The organism is Stenotrophomonas sp. NPDC077420 (assembly GCF_044543385.1).
Taxonomy (GTDB): Bacteria; Pseudomonadota; Gammaproteobacteria; order Xanthomonadales; family Xanthomonadaceae; genus Stenotrophomonas.
On the sequence record NZ_JBITVZ010000018.1, the window covers coordinates 34,448 to 49,725 of the forward strand.

A 15,278-nucleotide genomic window follows, 5' to 3' on the forward strand; every position below is an offset into this window, starting at 1 on the left:
CGTGCGGTTCCGGTACCTCTCAGCGCTTGAGCGCCAACACCCCGTCAAGCGCCAGTTCGGCCTTGAAGCCGGCCTTTTCCAGCCGCTTGGCGACCTCGCGCGGCACATCGCGGCCGCTGGTGAGCTTGTTGGGCGCGCCGGTGTAATGGAACATGCGCCCGCCCTTGCGGATTACGCGGGCCAGCTGGTCGTAGAACACCTGCGAGTACAGCTCGCCGGCGATGCCGAAGCGCGGCGGGTCGTGCAGGATCGCGTCCACCGAGCTGCTTTCCAGCGCTTCAATCGCCTGCGCGACATCGGCGTGGGTCAGCGATAGGCGGCCACCACTGCTGGCCGCTTCCGGGTCGGGCGACCACGGGTTGAGCGTGCGCAGCCACAGCACATCGGGGTTCTTCTCGAACGACTGGATGCGGGTGACCCCGGCTTCCAGGCAGCAGGCAGCGAAGTAGCCCAGCCCGCCGCAGGTATCGAGCACGGTCTTGCCTGCCGGGGCCACCAGCGCCACCTTGCGGCGCGCATCCTCGTAGGGCGAAACCTGCGCGCTGGGCAGCATCTTGATGCCGTCGATCTCGAAGGTGGGCGCGTCCCATTCGGTGGGCACCAGCTTGATCAGCGCCGAGCCGAACCGGGATACCGCCAGGAATTCCTCGCCATCCCAGTAGTACAGGGTGCGGTCCTTGGTCTTGCCGGGGTAGGCGTAGGTTTCGTCCTTCCACTGCCAGCTGTCGCGTCCGAGCGCGGCGGTGCCGGTCGAGCGCCCCAGGTCGAGCGATCCGTTCCATTCAGTGGCACCGGCGTCGCGCGCGCGGACCAGGGCGTCAGCAAGGGGGCGGGTGAGCAGGGGGCCGGTGTAATGGGGCACGGGAGCAGGGCGGGCCACGCTGCAGGGCAGCCAGCCGCTTGAACGGGAGGGGTGGGCATCGTAACCGAGATGGGGAGGAGACGGGTTCAGCGGGGCGGCTCGGTGGCGTGGGGCAGGCTGCGGGAGGGAGGCGGCCGTTCGGTGGCTCGGCTGCAGTGCCAGCCGCCATAGGTATTTGGGCCACTGAAGATCGCGTCTTCCTCGGGCGGATACATGTTCCGGTGCCAGCACAGCGTGGCGTGGTACATGCGGGTGGGCCGGGACTGGCGCGCGTACTGGTAGGTGAACGAGCCGTCCGCGTTGGGCACGAGGACCTGCTCCACCGCAGTGGTCCCTCCGCGGAAGTCGTCCCACGTTGCGGTGCGGATCACGACCGGCATGCCGTCGTCGCCGATGCCCGGACGGTCATGGAAGCCGGTTGGAAAGCGGTCCGGCGTATCGGTGGCAAGTAGCAGCATCAACAGCAGGGTGGGCATGGCCAATCGCGCTTCGGGTCGGGCGGCCAGTCTGCTGGAGGCGATCCGGCCAGCGCTGTGCGCTCGGTCGCACCTGGGTGGCCCGGCAGAAAGAAGCATTCATAAATGTGCGATGCGTCATCCATGAGTGGGCCGAACGCGCCGTGATCTGGAATGCCCGCCGCCTGCCTGCGTGCAGTAGTCAGATGCACGCGCTGCCGGCGGCCGTCAGTGGGCTTTTCTGCCGACCCGTTGTTGGGTGGGCAGCTTACGGGGAAGCAGGTGTTGCCCTGATCGCGGGTGGCTGCGCAGATCTGCACACTGCAGGGCATGGGCACTGACGAACACATTTGGCAAGCAGGCGGCGCATTCTTCTTCAGTGCGCATCTGCGCGATCGCTCCAGCCGGTTGCTGGTGGACCATGCGCAGGTGCTGGGCCTGGCATTTCGAGTAGCACAGCAGGCGTATCCCTTCCGGATCAATGCCCTCGTCGTGCTGCCCAACCACCTGCACGGGGTATGGACGCTGCCGACCGGCGATGAGGATGGCCATCGGCGTTGGCTGCGAGTCCAGGCGGTGTTCGACCGCCAGCTGCCCGGCCAACCCCCGCGTGCGATGGTGCGCCGCGACCGCAGCGTGCGACCGCTGTGGCATGACGACTTCCGCGAACACCGGCTGCGCGACGCCGAAGACGTGCAGCGGCATGTCGCCTACGTGCACGACCTGCCGGTGGCGCAGGGTCTGGTGCGCGATGCGTGCGAGTGGCCGTACAGCTCGATTCATCGACGCTGCCACAAGGGGAGTGCGCCGTGCTGAACGTTCGAGCCGCACGCTCAAGCGGCGCGCGGTGCAACAGTACCAGCAGGTCGGACAGCGTCCATGCGGGGGCATGGGGTGCTGCGTCGTTGCTGGAGCGCGCGGCCGTCAGCAGGGCTGCGCGGTACAGGGGAAGGGGGGCACGCCGAACGGTGCGCTTCGGGATGCAATGGATACGCAAGCGTTGGGGGCGGAGGGGAACCGCTTCGACGAGGCAACGCTGGCGTCAGCTGCACATCCGGGGTTCGCCTCGGCGGCGCGCCGTGGGTGGGGCGCTCAGGGGCAGCTCACCTGGAACACGGGGCCCGCGCCGATCAGTACCAGGGCCATGTAATCGCTGTCCTTGTCCTTCCCCTTCAGCGTGGCACCGGGATTGAAGTGGAAGATGCCGAAGCCGCCGGAAGGGCGTACCAAGGCCTTGTCGATCTGGTCGGCATCTTCGTTGAAGAAACGCGCGATGTCGGCGCGCGAGGACATCTGCAGCGGGGTGGCGTCGCGCTGCCACTGGTCGTCGCGGTGGAAGGAAACGAAGTATTGGCCCTGCTGCTGTTCGATGCGGAACTCGGCCGGTTTGCGCGGATGGGTCGCGAAGCAGCCCAGCAGCGGGTCGGATGACAACATGCCGGGGCCGGTGTCGTCGTCGCGGCAGGCGGACAACAGCAACAGCACGGGCAACAGACGCACGACGTGGAACAAGCGCATGACGGATCCCCCTTTGGGACAGGTGTAGCAACCAGCTTGCACCGGCGATCGCGCAGGGCGTGTGCACGCGTGGCGATGCTGTAGGGTTGGGGGCAATGACGGAGCTTTCCTATGCCACGGTCCAGCGTCACGCCCCACGCGCAGCCTGACAGCGCTGCCATTCCGGATTCCCTTACCGCTGCAAGGCCGGCTGTGGCTGCCAGCAACGTACGGTGGCCGCTGTTGGGCGCGCTCAGCTGGCTGGTGGCCCCGGCGGTGGTGTCGGCGGCCTATGCCGCGCAGGTATTGCCTGGATCGGGCCGGTTCCTGGTGGGGAATGCCGGGGTGGCCGTGGGCGTATTGGCGTGTGCGCTGCTGGGAGTGCTGTGTGCCATCGGTTCGCGGGTGCGGCGCGAGCGCTGGCCTTGGCTGGGGGCCGCCGGTGCGGTGATCAGTGCGTTGCCGCTGAAGGTGTTCCTGTTGGGGATGCTGTTTCGGCTGTAGCCGGCGCGGTGGCGCAGCCAGGCAGGGCCTGGCGCTACGGGCGTTGGTGCAGCCATTGCCGGGGTGGTCAGTGCGGGCGTCAGGGCGCCTTAGTGGCGGTGGCGGCGCCAGGCGTTCCAGACGTGGGTGCTGGCCAGCAACAGGCTGCCGGCGACGGTCATCGGCGTTTCGGCATCGTGGCTGGGCCAGCCGGCGGCGCCGGCCAGCAGGAACAGCAGGCCGACGCTGGCGCTGAGCAGGGCCAGGGCAGGCAGCGGGTGCTGGCGGTGGGCGCGCCACAGGGCGAAGCCGGTGATGGGGGCGGCGATGGCGACGAACACCACATGCACCCATTCGGCTTCGGCCCAGACGCCCATCAGTGGCAGGGCGGCAGCCAGCAGGGGTAGGGCCAGGCAGTGCAGCAGGCACAGGGTGGACAGGGCGATGGCACCGGCGTCCAGAAGGGTGGGGGTGGGTTTCATCGGCTGGGGGTGCCTTCGATGGTTGGTGTTATATAGTAACAATTGCGTGGGAGTTTGGTGTGCGGTTCTGGTCGGTTGTTCAGCCACGCAGGGCTTGGCTCTACGCGTGCGGGTTGGGCACGCGTCATGGGCGGGGTGCGATGGGGGCGCGTTGCCAGCCGGTCGCGGTGGCGTCCAGGGAGTGGGTGAGGTGTACGGCGTCGAGCAGGGTCTGGTCGTGCGAGACGATGACTACGCTTCCGCCATACTGGTTGAGCATCTGCTCCAGCGCGGCCAGCGAGGCCAGGTCGAGGTGGTTGCCCGGTTCGTCCAGCAGCAGGAGCTGCGGCGGTGCCTGTGCGTACAGCACGGCACCGAGTGCCGCTTTCATGCGCTCGCCGCCGCTCAGGGTGGCCAGAGGGCGCAGGCTGCGTTCGGCGTCCAGGCCAAGCAGGGCCAGCTGGGTGCGCAGGGTGGCGTCGCCGGCCAGCGGGTTCGCGCGCTGCAGCAGTTGCAACGCGGACTCCTGCGGGGGCAGCGAGGACAGGTTCTGGTCGAGCAGTGCGGTACTTGCCGCGCGTTTGACTTCGCCTGCCAGCGGTTCCAGCGCCCCGGCCAGCACCTGCAGGAGGGTGGACTTGCCGCTGCCGTTGCTGCCGCGCACGCCGAGGCGATCGCCGCGCTGCAGGTGCAGGTCGATGTGCCGCCAGCGGGCATCCACCCAGGGCAGCGCCACCCCGGACAACGACGCCACCTGCTGCGGACCCGGCGTGGCCAGGGACGGGCCGAGCATGGCGATCTGGGGGGCGTTGTCGATGCCCTGTGCGGCCGCCTGCACGCGGCTGTCAGCGGCGGCACGCCGCTCGGCGTGTTGTGCCTGCAGGCGTCCGGTGCTGCCCTCCGCGCGGTTCTTCATGCCGCCCAGCAGGATCGGTGCCTGGTTGGCGGTGCGGGCGTCGCGCTGCGCGCGCGCCTGGCGATGTTCCTGGCGTTCGCGCTGCTCACGCAGGGCATTCTGTTCGTGCCGCCGCTCGCGCTTGCGCAGGGCCAGTTGCGCTTCGGCCGCCGCCTGTTCGTCCTGCCGCTGCGCGGCATGGTGATCGTAGTTGCCCCCATAGCTGCGCAGGCCGCTCGGACGGAGTTCGACAATGCGCTGCATCTGTCGCAGCAGGGCCCGGTCGTGGCTGATCACGATCAGGCCGCCGCGCCACTGTGCCAACGCGTCGATCAGGCGCAGGCGGTGGGCACTGTCGAGGTGGTTGCTGGGCTCGTCCAGCACCAGTGCGTCGGCGTCGGAGAGCAGCGCGCCGGCCAGTGCCACCTGCATGGCCTGGCCGCCGCTGAGCCCGGCCGCCGGTGCGGCCGGGTCCAGCGTGGGCAGGCCCAGCCGTTGCCATTGCGCCTGCAGCTGCTCGCGCAGGGTCCAGCGTTCGCCCACCCGGGCGAAATCGTCCGGGTCCACGCTGCCGGCTTCAATGCGCTCCAGCGCGTCCAGCACCGGGGCAACCCCGGCCAGGTCGGCGATGCGGCCAGTCGGCACGCCGCTGTGCTGGGCCAGCAGGTGCACCCTGCCGTTCCGGTGCAGCTGCCCGCTGCCGGGCGTGAGCTGGCCGGCCAGGATGCGCCCCAGCACGCTTTTGCCCACGCCATTGCGACCGACCAGCCCGGTAGGGGTGCTGTCGAACTGAGTGGAAAGATCGGAGAAGAGCACCCGGCCGTCAGGCAGGGTGTGGGTCACGCGGTCGAGCGTGAGAGCGAATGCGGTCATGCGACCTCCAGCAATGCCAAGGGCTCCCCCTGCGGACAGGGCGGGAAGGAGACTGGCCGTCAGACGACGGCGGCATTACTGGCGCATGCAGGCACACCTCATTACGGGGGCGGCTGGATGCCGCGGGGTCATTATAGGCGCCCGCAGCGGACCGCCGATGAATGCCCGCGGCACGTCACTCGGTGATGCCGTTGGGGTTCTGCATGTCCTCCGGGGCCTTGCCGTACTGCTTGCGGCGTTGCTCGTGGAAGGTGATGAACTCCCCGGCCGGCAGGGGGCGCGAGAACAGCCAGCCCTGGCCGAATTCAACCTGGCGCGACTGCAGGTAGGCCAGCTGGGCAGAGGTTTCGATGCCTTCGGCAACGGTGAACAGCCCCAGCGTGCGGGCCATGTCGATGATGTGCGAGGTGACCGGGCTGGTGGCACTGTGGGTGCCGATGGCGTCGATGAAGGACTTGTCGATCTTCAGGGCATCCAGCGGCAGCTGCTGCAGGTACTGCAGGCTGGAATAGCCGACCCCGAAGTCGTCGATGGCCACGCAGTGCCCGGCGCGGCGCGCGGCCGCCAGCGAGGTGCGCGCGCCCTGGATGTCGAGGATGCCGCGCTCGGTGGCTTCCAGCCAGATCTGCTGCGGGTGGATGCCGGTGCCGACCAGCTTGCCGGACAGCACCTTCAGTGCGCGCCCGCTGCTGACATCGCCGGCGGAGAGGTTGATGGCGATATGCGCGCTGCGATCGTGGATGAGCAGGTCGCGCATGTCGCTGAGGACCAGGTCCATGACGTGGTCGGTGAGGGCTTCGATCAGGCCGGTTTCTTCGGCGACCGGAATGAACAGGTCCGGCCGCACCTGGGTTCCGTCGGCGCGCGTCCAGCGCACCAGGGCCTCGGCGCCCACGCAGATGCCGGTGTCCAGTTCGATGATCGGCTGGTAGTGCATGCGGAACTCGCGGCGACGCACGGCGATGGCCAGTTCGTTGCGCAGCGACAGGCGCCGCCGCGAAAGCCAGATGCCACCGGCGATGGCCAGCAGCGCGCCGACCCCGCCCAGCGGCAGCAGCTGCCAGAACTGTTGCTGGAACGCGGCCACGAGCCCGGTGCGGGGGGCGATGGCCAGCGCCAGCCATTCCTGGTCCTGCGCGCTGGCATACAGGGTGCGTGCGGTATGGCCGCTGTGCGGCGTGCGCAGCAGTCGCTGCAGCAGCTCGGGGTCGGGCATGGGCTGCTGGGCGATCAGCCGGCCGTCGGGGGTGGCCACCGCCAGGCGCACGTTCGGCTCGGCGATGACGTCGACGAAGCGCTCCGGGTCGATCAGCAGGTCGTGGCGGCCCAGCAGCACCGACAGCAGGGTGCCGGGGCCGTCGCTGGCAGCGGGACGCACGCCCAGGGTGATGCCGGCGCCGTCGGCGGTGATGTGGTCCGGGTTGGGTTCGGGCACCAGGTCGTCAACCACGCCCCAGGACGAGCATTGCAGTCGGCCTTCGGCGAAATAACCGACCTGTTCGGCCGAGGTGGTGGCCAGGGCCAGGCTGCGCATCAGCCGGATGTGGTCGGGCGAGCAGGGCGGCAGGGCCGACTGGTTGAGTCTGCGCAGGGCCAGCAGGCCGCCCTCGTAGGCGCGATTGGCGCGCTGCAGGGTCCGCTCGGCGGTCAGCTGCAGGCGCTCGGCGTCGGCCACCTGGGTACGGCTCCAGCTGACGTACAGCAGGGCGGCCATGGGCAGGAGCGCCCCGAGCACGGCGGCAAGCGCGATGGCGGCGATGGTGCTGACGCGCTTCAAGCCGACCTCTCTGCCGGTGGGGAATGGGAATGAGCGCTATATGACCATCTGAGCCGACGGTTGGGAACAGGGCTTCCCGCACAATCTTGTCGGATTTTTCCCCAGTGTCGGTATCGGGCTGCCGAGGCAAGGTGAAGCCGACAGTCCCGCGATCGGGTTCACCTGCGGTTCGCGCCGCCGGCAGGATGATCGCGCCACCATGAAACCCCTGCTGCCCGCCGCGCTGGTCCTGCTGCCGCTGTTGATGCCGGTCACCGCTGCGGCGCGCACGGTGTACCGCTGCGTGCAGAACAACACGGTGAGCCTGGCCACGGCGCCGGAGCCGGGGTCAAGATGCAAGGCGCAGCAGATCGACGACAGCGCGGTGCAGACGCCCAACCTGTGGGGCAATATGGGGGTGTTCAGCGGCACCCTGTACGAGCGCGAGCAGGACGGCACGCTGGTGTATTCCACCCGCAACCTGCCCGGTTCGCGGGTGTTCCTGAAGTTCACCGTGTCCACCCCGCCCGGCGAACCGGCGCATGAAGGGCTGGGCAAGGTCGGCACGCCACAGCTCAACCGGCATGCAAAGCAGTTCAAGGCCGCCGCGCGCGCCACCGGGGTGGACGATGCCTGGCTGCGCGCGATCGCGCACGCCGAGAGCAACTTCGATGCCGGTGCGGTGTCGCCCAAGGGCGCGCAGGGGGTGATGCAGCTGATGCCCGACACCGCCACCGAACTGGGCGTATCCGATCCGTTGTCGGCCGAGCAGTCGATCAACGGCGGGGCGCGTTACATGAAGGCGCTGCTGGCCCGCTACAAAGGCGACCGTACGCTGGCGGCGGCAGCCTACAACGCCGGCATCGGTGCGGTGACCCGGTACAAAGGCGTGCCGCCGTATGCCGAGACGCTGACCTACGTGGAAAAGGTGAGCGCGTTGTACGCGCGTTACCGCGAGGCGATGGGCTTCAAGCCCGAAACACCGGCGCGCTGAGCCGGCCGCCGGCTCAGTACGAGAACAGCGGGTAGCTGTCCATGCGGCCTACCCGGGCCACCGCTGCGCGCACGTCGGCGCGCTGCTCCATCTGCTTCCAGCGTGCATGCACGTCGCGCTCGCCCTCCAGCACCGGGCCGGTGCGCAGGTCCTGCAGTTCCAGCAGGGCCTGGCCACGCTGCATCGGGTCGGCCAACTGCGCGATGACGACCTGCGCCGCTTCGTCGACGCGGTTGTCTGCGAGCAGCGCGTCGCGGTAGTGGCCGGGCGCCTGTGCACGGTTGGCCAGCAGTACGGCCCACGCCTGCTGTGCGGCGGCGTCGTCGTGCAGCTGCCGCGCGGTCATCAGCGAAACCAGGGCATGGGTGCTGGCACCAAGGACGCTCATGTCCCCATCGACGCTGCGCAGCACCTCGCGTGCCTGCATCGGCCGGTGCAGGGCCATGTACATCGCGGCCAGGTTGAGCCGCTGGCTGACCGCATCGTCGCGGGCCATGCGCACTGCGATCAGCTGGTTGGCCACGGCGCGGTCGTTCTCGCCCTGCCGGCGCAGGGCGCGGCTGCGGGTGTCCAGCATCCAGGCCACGGCGCTGGCCTCTTCGCCAGGTGCTTCGGTGGCCGCATCGGCCAGTGCCGCCAGCCGGTCGGTCATGCCGACCACATCACCCAGCTCACCGGCAATCATCAGCGCGGTGGCCAGTTCCACCGCGGTATCGTTGAGCCCAGGCCGCAGCATGGTCTCCACGCGCAGCCGGTCGATCTGCCGGCGCGCGGCGGCCACCGGATCATGGCGGGCATCGCCGCGCTCCAGGTAGCGGTCGAAGCGTTTGTCGCTGCGAAGCCGTACCAGTGGAATCGGGGCGTCGATGCGCGCCAGTGTTGCCGGTACCCTGTCGCCGAGACCCTGTTCGACCTGCAGCGTGGCCAGGGTGACCCACAGCTCCACGGGTTCGACGCCATCGTTCTTCCAGCCCTTGTCGAACAGCGCCTGCAGCAGGGCCAGGCGTTTCTGCGGCAGGTCCTTCAGTTCATCATCCAGCCGCCAGACCATCTCGTTGCTGATGTCCGGCGAGCCGTCGCTGTCGGCAGCGCCGCCGATGACGCTGTCGGCGGCGGCGACCGACTGCTTGTCGTACCACTGGAACCACGCCAGGCGCAGGTGCGCAGCCGCATTGTGGGGGTTGATCGACAACGCCTGCTGCAGGCGCCGGGTGGTCAGCGGAAAATCCTTCTGCTCTGCCGCCACCATCGCCGCGGCGGTCCAGACATCGCTGCGGGCATCGGCGTCCAGCGTGGCCAGGCGCGGGTCGGCCAGCAGGCGCTCGAACACGATCGCCGCGCCGAGGCTGTCGCCGCCCTGGGCCTGCTGCACGGCGTTGCCGACGTCTGTCTGGAACGCGTGGTCGGACACGGCGGCGGTGGCGTCCACGCTGGCTGCCGCGCTGGCGCCCAGGGGCGCGGCGCACAGTGACAACAACAGGGCGAGCGCGCTGGCGGTGCGGCAGGTCATGCGGTGCTTCCTTGCGTGGCTTGGATCCCGATTGAAACCGGAACACGACATCCAGACAAGTCGTGCGGGGTTTGCAGGCGTGTGGCAAGCGGCTAAGGTCGTGTCCCGAACGGAGAAGCAGGCAGGGAATGCGATGACGCGTGCACGATGGATGCTGGCGGTGCTGGTGGCGTTGGCGGTGGCCGCAGCGCTGGCCTGGACCTTCCTGCACGCGCCGGTGCCGCCGCCGCCACCGCCGGGCCCTGCGCCGACCGCGCTGGGCTGGACCCCGGACATCACCCTGCTGGCCGGTGACGGCGTCGGCGGCCTGCGCGATGGCGCGGGTGCACAGGCGCGCTTCGCCGACCCGTATGGGCTGGCGCGGGACGCGCAGGGCGTGCTGTACGTAGCTGACGCCGGTGACAACAACCGCATCCGCCGGGTGTATCCGGATGGCCGGGTCGACACCCTGGCCGGGCAGGGCGAGGGCTGGCGCGATGGACCGGCGCTGCAGGCGCAGTTCGATACGCCGTCGTCGATCGCGCTGGATGCGGCCGGCAACGTCTTCGTGGCCGACACCGGCAACCATGTGATCCGCCGGATCGGCACCGATGGCAACGTGAGCACGATCGCGGGCGATGGCACCGCCGGATACGCCGATGGCCCGGCCGCGCAGGCGCGCTTCGATGGGCCGATGGGCGTGGCGGTGGATGACGGCGGCCGCGTGTTCGTGGCCGACACCTGGAACGACCGGATCCGCGTGATCGAACCCGATGGCCAGGTGCGGACGCTGGCCGGCGGCGACGCACCGGGCAACGTGGACGGCGCCGGCGTGGGTGCACGGCTGGACACGCCGGTGGCGATCGCACTGGATTCGCACGGCAACCTGCTGATCGCCGACCTGCTCAACGGCGCGATCCGTCGCCTGGCGCCGAACGGCACGGTGGAGACGTTGCTGGGCGGGAACAGCCTGCTCAACGGGCCGCTGGCGCTGGCGATCACCCACGATGACGTGGTGTACGCGAGTGATTCCGACGGCAAGGTGGTGCAGCTGTCCGCGCTGGGCCATGCGCTGGTGTTGGGCGGCGCGCCGTCGCAGCCGCGCTTCTCGCGACCGGCGGGGTTGGCACTGGATGCGGAAGGTGGGTTGTATCTGTCGGACGCCGCGTCGTACCGCGTGCACCGGTTGCGCGCGCTGGCCGCCGGTGCGACGCCGGTACCGGCGCTGATCGGTCCGGCCGCGGATGCGCCACTGCCCGACACCGGCGGGCGCTGGCCGCTGGCACCACAGCAGGGCTGGCATGAGGTGGTGGGCACGCTGGGCGAGGTGCGTGGCACCTTCAGCGGCGAGAGCCGGCACCACCTGCACGATGGCTTCGACATCCGCGGCGACGTAGGCCAGACCGTGCTGGCGATGGCCGACGCCAAGGTCAGCAGCCCGTTCTCGAGCTGGGCGGTTGGCGGGCAGGGCGAAGGCCTGTCGCTGGACCGGCTGCGCTACATCCACATGAAGGTGGGCCGCGATGCGCGCGACCGTGCGTTCGACGCGCGCTGGCCGCAGCTGCGCGACCTGGACGGCAAGCTGGAACGGGTGCGGGTGCGCCGGGGCACGCGCTTCAAGGCCGGCGAGCCGCTGGGCAGCATCAATCGCATGGCCCACGTGCACCTCAGCGTGGGTGCCAGCGGCTTCCAGCGCAACGCGGTGGCGCTGGGCTTCGTGGACTACGCCGATGCGTTCGCACCGCGCATTACCGAAGTGGCAGTGCTGGATGACCTGGACCAGCCGATCAAGGCCGGTCCGGACGGCCGCGTGCCGGTGCCGCGCCAAGGCCCGGGCGTGCAGGTCGTGGTGGAGGCCTGGGACCAGGTGGACCGCAACCTGCCGCGCCGCCGGTTGGGGGCCTACCAGGTGGGGTACCAGATCCTGGATGCGGCCGGCACGCCGCTGGCCGGCTACGAACAGCCGCGTTTCAACATCGTGTTCAACCGCATGCCGCGCGAGAACAGCGCCACGGTGGTGGCGTATGCGCCCGATAGTGGCATCACCGTGCACGGCAGTGCGGTCACGCGCTTCCGTTACCTGGTAATCAATACCGTGCGCGATGGCCTGGTGGAAACCGGACGCTGGCGGCCCGACGCGTTGCCCGCGGGCGATTACATCATTCGTGCCAGCGCCCGCGATTACAGCGGGAACGAAGCGGTAGGCGTACGCGACCTGAAGGTGTCGCTGCAACCCTGACCCGGAACGCTGCTCAGGCGCCTACGCGCACCCGCTCGGCCTCCATGTCGGCCACCGGCCGCACTTCGATGCTGCCGTACCGCGACCACGGGAACTGTTCGGCGATGCGCATCGCTTCGTCGTGGTCGCGCGCGTTGATCAGGTTGAAGCCGGCCAGCAGTTCGCGGGTTTCGGCAAACGGGCCATCGGTGACGCGCGCCTGCGAGGCCCGGGTGCGCAGCGTGCGCGCCTGCTCGATCGGCTCCAGCCGCTGCGCCAGTACCAGGGTGCCGTTGGCTTCCAGGGTGTCGGCGTGCTGGATGCAGCCGCGCATGATGCGGTCGTACTCGTCGGCCGGCACGTCCTGGAGCAGGGCGGGGTCGATGTAGATCAGCAGCAGGAATTGCATGGTCGTGGCCCAGGGGGCGGGGGAGCGGACATGATGCCCCAGGCGGCGCGACACCGCTGTTGCAGCGCAGCGCCACTGGCCTGTTCAGGGCTGGGTGCGACGCCTGTTGGCGGAAACGAAATAATTTTTGGCGGGCGTGTCGATTTCCGGTTCACTGGGGCGTCGTAAGCAGTGAAGGGCCCAACCGGGCCGGCAACGAGGACAACGCGATGAAAGTCATGGTGATCGTGAAGGCGACCGAGGCCACCGAGGCCGGGGTGCTGCCCACCGAGGAACAGTTCACGGCGATGGGCGCCTTCAACGAAGCGCTGGTCAAGGCCGGGATCATGCTGGTCGGCGATGGCCTGCGCCCCAGCCGCCACGGCCGCCGCCTGGCCTATACCGGTACGGCGCCGCAGGTGATCGACGGCCCGTTCGCCGAAACCCGCGAGCTGGTGGCCGGGTTCTGGCTGTGGCAGGTGCGCTCGCTGGACGAAGCCACCGAATGGCTCAAGCGTGCCCCGTTCCTGCCGGGCGACGTGGTGGAGATCCGCCCGTTCTACACCGAAGCCGATTTCGGTGAAGCCTTCACCCCGGAATTACGTGCGCAGGAACAGCGTCTGCGCGAGCGTATCGGCCAAGCCGATTGACCCCCCACTTTCATACTGGAGATTCCCATGAAACTGATTCCCTTCCTCGGCTTCAACGGCCAGACCCACGACGCCATGGCGTTCTACGCCCAGGTACTGGGGGGCAAGGTCACGTCGGAAATGAAGTACAGCGACATGCCGCAGGACGACAAGATGGACGGCTGCGGCGACGCCCCCGGACCGGCCGACCCCAACCTGGTCGCGCACAGCCAGCTTGAAGTGGGCAGCGCGATCCTGATGGCCGCCGACGGTCCGCCCGCCGAGGGCCAGGGCACCACCACCATCAACATCGAGGTGGACACGGTGGAGGAAGCCGAGCGCGTGTTCAAGGCGCTGTCCGAAGGTGGCAAGGTGACCTTCCCGATCGGCGAAACGTTCTGGGCCAAGCGCTGGGGCATGCTCGAGGACCGCTACGGCAAGCCGTGGATGGTCAACTGCATGAAGCCCTACTGAGAACAGGAAACCCATCATGTCCGACATGCCCCAGATGATCTTCGTCAACCTTCCGGTCCGCGACCTCGACAAGAGCAAGGCCTTCTTCACCGCCCTGGGCTTCGCGCCCAACGCCACCTACACCGATGAGAAGGCCGCGTCCTTCAACATCAGCGACACCATCATGCTGATGCTGCTGCCGGAGCCGTTCTTCGCCACCTTCATCAACCGCCCGATCAGCGATGCGCGCAAGCAGGCGCAGGTGATCCTGGCGCTGTCTTCGCCCAGCCGCGCCGCGGTGGACGAGACGCTGGAAAAGGTGCTGGCGGCAGGCGGCAAGGAACCGACGGAGGCGCGCGATTACGGTTTCATGTACCAGCGCAGCTTCGAGGACCCGGACGGCCACCTGTGGGAAGTGGCGCACATGGATGGCGAGCCCGGCTGACGGCCGCTGCCGCGCCGCACCTTGTGCGGCGCGGAGGGGGATGGTCTGATTCGCGGCATGGACGCTGGCCTGACACAACGACTGGATACCCTCTGGCGCATGGAGTCGCCGGTCCTGATCGCACGCCTGGCGCGGATGCTCGGCGGCGACATCGGGCGTGCCGAAGAACTGGCCCAGGACACCTGGCTGGCCGCGCTGGAGCGCTGGCCATCGCAGGGCGTTCCGGACAATCCGGGAGCGTGGTTGATGACCACCGCACGCAATCGCGCCATCGACGTGCTGCGCCAGCACCAGCGCGTGGCCGGGCAGCATGCGCAGTGGGGCAGCGAACTGGAGCCGCAGCCGTTGCCGTTGCCCGACGACAGCGACGCATTGGGCGACGATATCGGCGATGACCTGCTGCGGCTGATGTTCGTGGCCTGCCATCCGGTGCTGTCGGCCGATGCCCGGGTGGCGCTGACCCTGCGCCTGCTGGGCGGCCTGACCACCGAGGAGATCGCGCGCGCGTTCCTGCAGCCGGAACCGACCATCGCCCAGCGGATCGTGCGCGCCAAGCGCACCCTGGCCGCCAGACAGGTGCCATTCGAAGTGCCGCGCCAGGCGGCGTTGCCGGAGCGGCTGGGTTCGGTGCTGGCGGTGGTGTACCTGATCTTCAACGAAGGCTATGCGGCCAGCAGCGGCGATGACTGGATGCGCCCGGCGCTGTGCGAGGAAGCGCTGCGCCTGGGCCGCGTGCTGCAGCAGCGCCTTCCGGCCTGGCCGCAGGTGCATGGGCTGCTGGCGCTGATGGAACTGCAGGCGTCGCGCGCGGCGGCGCGGGTGGACGCGCACGGCAACCCGATCCTGCTGCCCGAGCAGGACCGCACGCGGTGGGACCACCTGCAGGTGGCGCGCGGACAGGCCGCGCTGCAGCAGGCGCTGGCACTGGGCGGGGCCGACGACGGTTATGTGCTGCAGGCAGCGATCGCCGACTGCCATGCACGCGCGCGGCGCGCGGAAGACACCGACTGGACCCGCATGGCCGCCTTGTATGCCCGCCTTGCGCAGGTGCAGCCTTCGCCGGTGGTGGAACTCAACCGCGCGGTGGCGGTGTCGCGCGCCGAGGGCGCGGCGGCCGCCTGGCCATTGGTGGAACAGTTGGCGGCCGATCCGCGGCTGCAGGCGTACGCGCCGCTGGCGGCGGTGCAGGGCGACCTTTTGTCGCAGCTGGGCCGGACCGCCGAAGCGGCCCACGCCTTTGCGCGCGCGGCGCAGCTCACCCCGAATGCGCGCGAACGCGCCCTGCTTCAGGCGCGTGCAGACGCGCTTGCACCGGACTGACCCCATTTCCCGCTTGCCCGTTTTCTGAACAGGGTCTATGGTGGCGCCTCACAAAAGTGA

At 69.3% G+C, this 15,278-nt stretch carries 16 protein-coding genes; 8 read left to right on the forward strand and 8 right to left on the reverse strand.

What is annotated here, in order from left to right; genetic code table 11:
• Nucleotides 1-19: 19 nt before the first annotated feature.
• Together ACIGII_RS16080 and ACIGII_RS16085 are read right to left on the reverse strand one after the other, a co-directional pair.
• Nucleotides 20-862, reverse strand: coding sequence for a class I SAM-dependent methyltransferase (locus tag ACIGII_RS16080; RefSeq protein WP_399639922.1), 843 nt, complete (start codon nucleotides 860-862; stop codon nucleotides 20-22).
• An 86-nt stretch (nucleotides 863-948) separates the two neighbouring features.
• A complete protein-coding gene (locus ACIGII_RS16085) occupies nucleotides 949-1,338 on the reverse strand; it encodes a hypothetical protein (protein ID WP_399639801.1) in 390 nt (129 codons plus the stop codon).
• A 279-nt stretch (nucleotides 1,339-1,617) separates the two neighbouring features.
• On the opposite strand from ACIGII_RS16085, the gene ACIGII_RS16090 reads away from it, so the two are divergent.
• Entirely contained in the window at nucleotides 1,618-2,133 is a 516-nt protein-coding gene (locus tag ACIGII_RS16090; protein ID WP_399657573.1) for an REP-associated tyrosine transposase, read from the forward strand.
• 276 nt (nucleotides 2,134-2,409) lie between these two features.
• Here the strand turns inward: ACIGII_RS16090 and ACIGII_RS16095 are convergent, their stop codons facing one another.
• Entirely contained in the window at nucleotides 2,410-2,835 is a 426-nt protein-coding gene (locus ACIGII_RS16095; RefSeq protein WP_399639805.1) for a hypothetical protein, read from the reverse strand.
• A 192-nt stretch (nucleotides 2,836-3,027) separates the two neighbouring features.
• Here ACIGII_RS16095 and ACIGII_RS16100 point away from each other — a divergent pair, with 192 nt between their 5' ends.
• A complete protein-coding gene (locus tag ACIGII_RS16100; RefSeq protein WP_399639807.1) occupies nucleotides 3,028-3,318 on the forward strand; it encodes a hypothetical protein in 291 nt (96 codons plus the stop codon).
• A gap of 89 nt (nucleotides 3,319-3,407) precedes the next feature.
• Here ACIGII_RS16100 and ACIGII_RS16105 read toward each other — a convergent pair whose 3' ends face one another.
• The 3 genes from ACIGII_RS16105 to ACIGII_RS16115 all read right to left on the reverse strand — a co-directional run bounded on the left by ACIGII_RS16105 (nucleotide 3,408) and on the right by ACIGII_RS16115 (nucleotide 7,303).
• Nucleotides 3,408-3,779, reverse strand: coding sequence for a MerC domain-containing protein (locus ACIGII_RS16105; RefSeq protein WP_399639809.1), 372 nt, complete (start codon nucleotides 3,777-3,779; stop codon nucleotides 3,408-3,410).
• Between the two features lie 124 nt (nucleotides 3,780-3,903).
• The gene (locus tag ACIGII_RS16110; protein ID WP_399639811.1) at nucleotides 3,904-5,526 is read right to left on the reverse strand and encodes an ABC-F family ATP-binding cassette domain-containing protein; all 1,623 of its coding nucleotides are present in this window, start codon (nucleotides 5,524-5,526) and stop codon (nucleotides 3,904-3,906) included.
• A gap of 175 nt (nucleotides 5,527-5,701) precedes the next feature.
• Complete coding sequence (locus tag ACIGII_RS16115) at nucleotides 5,702-7,303, reverse strand: EAL domain-containing protein (RefSeq protein WP_399639813.1); 1,602 nt, start codon at nucleotides 7,301-7,303, stop codon at nucleotides 5,702-5,704.
• 199 nt (nucleotides 7,304-7,502) lie between these two features.
• Between ACIGII_RS16115 and ACIGII_RS16120 the strand changes: the two genes are divergently transcribed.
• Nucleotides 7,503-8,276 (forward strand): lytic transglycosylase domain-containing protein, encoded by a 774-nt coding sequence (locus tag ACIGII_RS16120; RefSeq protein WP_399639815.1) that lies wholly within the window; start codon nucleotides 7,503-7,505, stop codon nucleotides 8,274-8,276.
• A gap of 13 nt (nucleotides 8,277-8,289) precedes the next feature.
• Here the strand turns inward: ACIGII_RS16120 and ACIGII_RS16125 are convergent, their stop codons facing one another.
• Complete coding sequence (locus ACIGII_RS16125) at nucleotides 8,290-9,786, reverse strand: hypothetical protein (RefSeq protein ID WP_399639817.1); 1,497 nt, start codon at nucleotides 9,784-9,786, stop codon at nucleotides 8,290-8,292.
• Nucleotides 9,787-9,919: 133 nt separating this feature from the next.
• Here ACIGII_RS16125 and ACIGII_RS16130 point away from each other — a divergent pair, with 133 nt between their 5' ends.
• Nucleotides 9,920-12,004 carry a gluconolaconase gene (locus tag ACIGII_RS16130; protein ID WP_399639819.1) on the forward strand — a complete coding sequence of 695 codons (2,085 nt, stop codon included), beginning with the start codon at nucleotides 9,920-9,922 and terminating at the stop codon, nucleotides 12,002-12,004.
• Between the two features lie 13 nt (nucleotides 12,005-12,017).
• On the opposite strand, the gene ACIGII_RS16135 is transcribed toward ACIGII_RS16130, so the two are convergent.
• Nucleotides 12,018-12,392 carry a YciI family protein gene (locus ACIGII_RS16135; RefSeq protein WP_399639821.1) on the reverse strand — a complete coding sequence of 125 codons (375 nt, stop codon included), beginning with the start codon at nucleotides 12,390-12,392 and terminating at the stop codon, nucleotides 12,018-12,020.
• 209 nt (nucleotides 12,393-12,601) lie between these two features.
• Here ACIGII_RS16135 and ACIGII_RS16140 point away from each other — a divergent pair, with 209 nt between their 5' ends.
• From ACIGII_RS16140 to ACIGII_RS16155, 4 genes are read left to right on the forward strand one after another with little or no spacing between them, the layout of a single operon-like run.
• Entirely contained in the window at nucleotides 12,602-13,021 is a 420-nt protein-coding gene (locus ACIGII_RS16140) for a YciI family protein (RefSeq protein ID WP_399639823.1), read from the forward strand.
• A 27-nt stretch (nucleotides 13,022-13,048) separates the two neighbouring features.
• Nucleotides 13,049-13,474, forward strand: coding sequence for a VOC family protein (locus tag ACIGII_RS16145; RefSeq protein WP_399639825.1), 426 nt, complete (start codon nucleotides 13,049-13,051; stop codon nucleotides 13,472-13,474).
• A gap of 13 nt (nucleotides 13,475-13,487) precedes the next feature.
• Nucleotides 13,488-13,898 (forward strand): VOC family protein, encoded by a 411-nt coding sequence (locus ACIGII_RS16150; protein ID WP_399639925.1) that lies wholly within the window; start codon nucleotides 13,488-13,490, stop codon nucleotides 13,896-13,898.
• A 57-nt stretch (nucleotides 13,899-13,955) separates the two neighbouring features.
• Nucleotides 13,956-15,218 (forward strand): RNA polymerase sigma factor, encoded by a 1,263-nt coding sequence (locus tag ACIGII_RS16155; protein ID WP_399639826.1) that lies wholly within the window; start codon nucleotides 13,956-13,958, stop codon nucleotides 15,216-15,218.
• The last annotated feature ends 60 nt before the right edge of the window (nucleotides 15,219-15,278 follow it).

Coding starts and splice junctions, on each gene's coding strand:
- ACIGII_RS16085 (WP_399639801.1), bottom strand. CDS start 1,338: ATGCCCACCCTGCTGTTGATGCTGCTACTTGCCACCGATACGCCGGAC.
- ACIGII_RS16095 (WP_399639805.1), bottom strand. CDS start 2,835: ATGCGCTTGTTCCACGTCGTGCGTCTGTTGCCCGTGCTGTTGCTGTTG.
- ACIGII_RS16105 (WP_399639809.1), bottom strand. CDS start 3,779: ATGAAACCCACCCCCACCCTTCTGGACGCCGGTGCCATCGCCCTGTCC.
- ACIGII_RS16110 (WP_399639811.1), bottom strand. CDS start 5,526: ATGACCGCATTCGCTCTCACGCTCGACCGCGTGACCCACACCCTGCCT.
- ACIGII_RS16120 (WP_399639815.1), top strand. CDS start 7,503: ATGAAACCCCTGCTGCCCGCCGCGCTGGTCCTGCTGCCGCTGTTGATG.
- ACIGII_RS16125 (WP_399639817.1), bottom strand. CDS start 9,786: ATGACCTGCCGCACCGCCAGCGCGCTCGCCCTGTTGTTGTCACTGTGC.
- ACIGII_RS16130 (WP_399639819.1), top strand. CDS start 9,920: ATGACGCGTGCACGATGGATGCTGGCGGTGCTGGTGGCGTTGGCGGTG.
- ACIGII_RS16135 (WP_399639821.1), bottom strand. CDS start 12,392: ATGCAATTCCTGCTGCTGATCTACATCGACCCCGCCCTGCTCCAGGAC.
- ACIGII_RS16140 (WP_399639823.1), top strand. CDS start 12,602: ATGAAAGTCATGGTGATCGTGAAGGCGACCGAGGCCACCGAGGCCGGG.
- ACIGII_RS16145 (WP_399639825.1), top strand. CDS start 13,049: ATGAAACTGATTCCCTTCCTCGGCTTCAACGGCCAGACCCACGACGCC.
- ACIGII_RS16155 (WP_399639826.1), top strand. CDS start 13,956: ATGGACGCTGGCCTGACACAACGACTGGATACCCTCTGGCGCATGGAG.